This window comes from Nocardia wallacei, assembly GCF_029868745.1.
GTDB classification, from domain to species: domain Bacteria; phylum Actinomycetota; class Actinomycetes; order Mycobacteriales; family Mycobacteriaceae; genus Nocardia; species Nocardia wallacei_B.
On the sequence record NZ_JARWOP010000147.1, the window covers coordinates 1 to 4,384 of the forward strand.

Here is a 4,384-nt window from a genome sequence, read left to right on the forward strand (position 1 = left end):
CGGGGAGGGTGGCGCAGGGGGCGATGTGTTCGATGAAGTGGCCGACGATGTGTTGGGAGAGGGTGCGGACGTCTTTGAGGGGTGAGGTGAGGGGGTGTCCGGATATGGTGAGGCCGGCCCGGCCCGGAGTGGCAACAGACATCGGAAAGACTCCTTCTCCATCCCCGTGACGGCGGCGCACAATCCTTCGGCGAACACCGCCTGTGGCCCTAACTTAACTCGCCGGTAACTTGGATGGCCGGTCGCGGCCCGGGATCTGTTCGATCGGGTAACGCCGAGGGCGTCGCATGGTGATTCATAACAAAGTAAGTGTTTCGCGGAGTGCTGTGAACCGTCCCAACCGGTCAGGTGACCAACGGAGCTATGACCCAAAGTTTGCTGGGCGATTCGATCGCGCCGCGCGCCGCACCTACCGTCGGCACTGCACTGACAACACCATCGTCGGCACGTCCCACGGGAGGGGAACACCATGGACGCGGACGGTTCCGGCGACGAACGGGACGGCCCGAGGCCCCGCCCGCGTAGCGCTCCGGACCCGGGCAGGCTGATACAGGTCGGGCTGCAACTGGCGCTGGTGTTGCTGGATGCCTCCGATTCGGCGACCTCCGAGCTGCTGGGCAAACTCGAGCGGGCCGCCGCCGAGTGCGCTCGCAGCGCCGTGCCGATCGATACGGTCCAGCACGCTATCCACGAGAGCATCGCGGTCATGATCGAGCAGTTCCGGGCGGATCCGCACTGGGCAGGCGGAAATATCGACCCGTCCGCGGTGGTGCGCGTCCTCGACGTGCTGACCTCGGCGGTATCCCGCGGCTATCGCAACGAACTGCGGGAGGAGTAGGACCGGGAACGGTGTGCGATCGTGGCGACATGCATCTGGTAGTGGCGAATCGTGGCGAGGTGGCGGTCCGGCTGTTGCGGACCGCGCGGGATCGGGGCTACTCCACGCTGATCCTGTATACCGGCGAGGAGGCCGCCTCGCTGCCGGTGCGGCTGGCCGACGATGCCGTGCGACTGCCGGGCGAGGGCGCCGCGGCCTACCTCGACAGCACGGCCGTGGTGGCGGCGGCCCGTACGGCCGGGCCGGGTGCGCTGGTGCATCCGGGATACGGATTCCTCAGTGAGAGCGCCGATCTGGCGGCGGCCTGCGCCGCGGCGGGCCTGGTCTTCGTGGGGCCGGCGCCGGAGGTGCTGCGCGTCTTCGGCGACAAGGTGGCCGCCCGCGCCGCCGCCGCGCGGGCCGGAGTGCCGGTACCGGCCGCGACCGCCGCGGGCGCCGGTCCGGCCGAGATCGAAACCCTGCTGGCCGAGCACCCGCGCGGCGTCGTGATCAAGGCCGTGGCCGGTGGCGGTGGCCGCGGGATGCGGGTGGTGCGCACGGCCGCCGAGGTCGAGCGGGCGTACGAGCGGTGCCACGCCGAGGCGACGGCGGGTTTCGGCGACGGGACGCTGTACGCGGAGACGCTGGTGCCCCGCGCCCGCCATATCGAGGTGCAGGTGGTCGCGGACGGCGTGGCTGCCGTCGCGCTGGGAGACCGCGATTGCAGCGTGCAGCGCCGTCACCAGAAACTGATCGAGGTGGCGCCGGCGCCGAATCTCGATGCGGCGCTGCGGGATCGGCTGCACCAGGCCGCGGTCCGGATCGCCGAGTCGGTGGGCTGCCGCGGCGTGATCACCGTCGAATTCCTGGTAGACGGCGCGGATGCCTGGTTCCTCGAGGTCAATCCCCGGCTGCAGGTCGAGCACACCGTGACCGAGGAGGTGTTCGGCGTCGATCTGGTCGCGGTACAACTCGACCTGGCGCGCGGGCGCACGCTCGCCGACCTGGCACTGCCCGACCGTCCGCGCGGGTGCGCCGTGCAGGCCCGGGTGAACGCGGAAACCATGACCGCACAAGGCGATCCGATGCCCAGCACCGGTATCGTCGCGCAGTTCGCGGCGCCGTCGGGCCCCGGCGTGCGGGCCGACACCGCGTGTTTCTCCGGGCTGCGGCAGAGCGCGCGCTTCGATTCACTGCTGGTCAAGGTGATCGCTCGCGGCTCGTCGTTCCCGGCGGCCGTGCGGCGGTGCTCCGACGCGCTGGCAGAGACGGTGGTCTCCGGGGTCGACACCAATATCGGGATGCTGCGGGCCGTACTCGACTGCCTCCACGAACCGGTCACCACCTCGTGGTACGAGGACCACCTAGCCGAAATACGCGCCCGCGCAGCGGAATACGGCTCCACACCAGCGACCGGCACAGTCGTCGGGCCGACCGAATCGACCGTGCTGCTCGCCGAGGAGGAAGCCGTGCGCGCCCCGATGGGCGGCACCGTGATCGCGCTGGCGGAGCCCGGCACGATCCATGCCGCCGGGTCGGAAGTGGCTGTGCTGGAGGCGATGAAGATGCAGCACGTGGTGCGCGCCGAATGCGCGCTGCGGATCCTGCGCCACGCGGTCGCGCCGGGCGCGGTGGTCGACCCGCACGCCGTGCTGCTGACCTGGGCCCCGGCCGAACGCGACGGCGAGGTGAGCGAAAACGGCGCGGTGGACCCGGATTTCGTACGCGCCGATCTGGCGGAGGTGCGGCGGCGGCACGAGATCGGCCGGGACGCGGCGCGACCGGAGGCGGTCGCCAAGCGGCACCGGCTGGGGCGGCGCACCGCCCGCGAGAACATCGCCGATCTGGTGGACGCCGACAGTTTCGTGGAATACGGCGCACTGACCGTCGCCGCACAACGGCAGCGCCGCAGCCTGGAGGACCTGATCGAGCGGACGCCCGCCGACGGTCTCGTCGCCGGCGTCGCGACGATCGGCGCCGACCGCTTCGGCCCCGAATCCGCTCGCGCCGTGGTGATGTCCTACGACTACACGGTGCTCGCGGGCACCCAGGGCGTGCGCAACCACGCCAAGACCGACCGCATGCTCGCACTCGCCCGCGACCAGCGTTTGCCGGTGGTGTTCTTCACCGAGGGCGGTGGCGGCCGGCCCGGCGACACCGACCACGGCGGCATCTCGTGGCTCGATGTCACCACCTTCCACGCCATGGGCGCGCTGTCCGGCCGGGTGCCGCTCGTCGGCATCGTCTCCGGCCGCTGCTTCGCGGGCAACGCGGCCCTGCTCGGCATGTGCGACGTCGTGATCGCCACGCCCGACGCCAATATCGGGATGGGCGGCCCGGCCATGATCGAGGGCGGCGGGCTCGGGGTGTACGCACCGGAGGACATCGGCCCGATCGACGTGCAGCGCCGCAACGGCGTCGTCCACGTGGTTGCCGCCGACGAGGCCGAGGCGGTCGCCACCGCCCGCCGGTACCTGTCGTACTTCCGGGGACCGGTGTCGGAGTGGGAGGCGCCCGATCCGCGACTGGCACGGCACGTGGTTCCGGAGAACAGGCTGCGCGCCTTCGATATTCGCGCCGCGATCGCCGCCGTGGCCGATCTGGGATCGGTGCTCGAGCTGCGCCGGGACTGGGGCATCGGCATCGTCACCGCGCTGATCCGGGTGGAGGGCCGCCCGTTCGGCGTGATCGCCAACGACTGCCGCCACCTCGGTGGCGCCATCGACGCGCCCGCCGCCGACAAACTCGGCGCGTTCCTGCGGTTGTGCGACGCGCACGATGTGCCCATCGTTTCCCTCTGCGACACACCGGGTTTCATGGTGGGGCCGGACGCGGAGAAGGAGGCCACCGTCACCCGCTTCAGCCGGTTGTTCATCGACTCGGCCGCGCTGCGGGTGCCGTTCGGCACGGTCATCGTGCGCAAGGGCTACGGTCTCGGCGCGCAGGCGATGGCGGCCGGATCGTTTCGCGCTCCGCGATTCGTCGTCGCCTGGCCCACGGGCGAGATCGGCGGCATGGGCCTGGAGGGCGCGGTACGCCTGGGGTTCGCCAAGGAACTCGATGCCATCGCGGACCCGGACGAGCGGCGGGCGGCGTTCGAGAACCTGGTCCGGCTCGCCTACGACAGCGGTAAGGCCCTCACCGCCGCGACCGTCGGAGAACTCGACGACGTGATCGATCCCGCCGACACCCGGCGCTGGATCCGGACCTTGCGCTGAGCGGCCGGGGGACTCGAGCGTACGTCCAGTCGGACAATCCCCTAACGTCCGGTGGTCCTGGACAAATGTTTACAGACGCCCTGACCAGGCATGTTATTCAGGGTTACATACATCACCCCCTAACCTGCCCGATCGGCCTGGTCTTTCGTGCGCTTCGCGGTATGTTTGCTTGGCGATTGCGCGGTATCGGTACCCGGCAATCGGTGGACACGAGCCGGTTCCCTTCGGCTCGTACTCGTCCGTCCGCGTGCGGATGGACGATCTCGGATAGCCGGGGCCGCCGTGCAGGAACACCACGGGTTTGCCGTCGGGGTTGCCGCTCTCCTCCCAGTACAACTGCTGTCCGTCG

Annotated in this window: 2 protein-coding genes; both read left to right on the forward strand. The window is 70.4% G+C overall.

The window, feature by feature from the left end; translation table 11 throughout:
• The first annotated feature begins 469 nt into the window (after window positions 1-469).
• A complete protein-coding gene (locus QH470_RS12255; RefSeq protein ID WP_280272448.1) occupies window positions 470-838 on the forward strand; it encodes an RsbRD N-terminal domain-containing protein in 369 nt (122 codons plus the stop codon).
• Window positions 839-867: 29 nt separating this feature from the next.
• Window positions 868-4,035 carry an acetyl-CoA carboxylase family protein gene (locus QH470_RS12260; RefSeq protein ID WP_280272449.1) on the forward strand — a complete coding sequence of 1,056 codons (3,168 nt, stop codon included), beginning with the start codon at window positions 868-870 and terminating at the stop codon, window positions 4,033-4,035.
• Window positions 4,036-4,384: the final 349 nt, after the last annotated feature.

Bases quoted from the DNA above. Each gene is read 5' to 3' on its own strand.
- QH470_RS12255 (WP_280272448.1), top strand. From the start codon at position 470: ATGGACGCGGACGGTTCCGGCGACGAACGGGACGGCCCGAGGCCCCGC.
- QH470_RS12260 (WP_280272449.1), top strand. From the start codon at position 868: ATGCATCTGGTAGTGGCGAATCGTGGCGAGGTGGCGGTCCGGCTGTTG.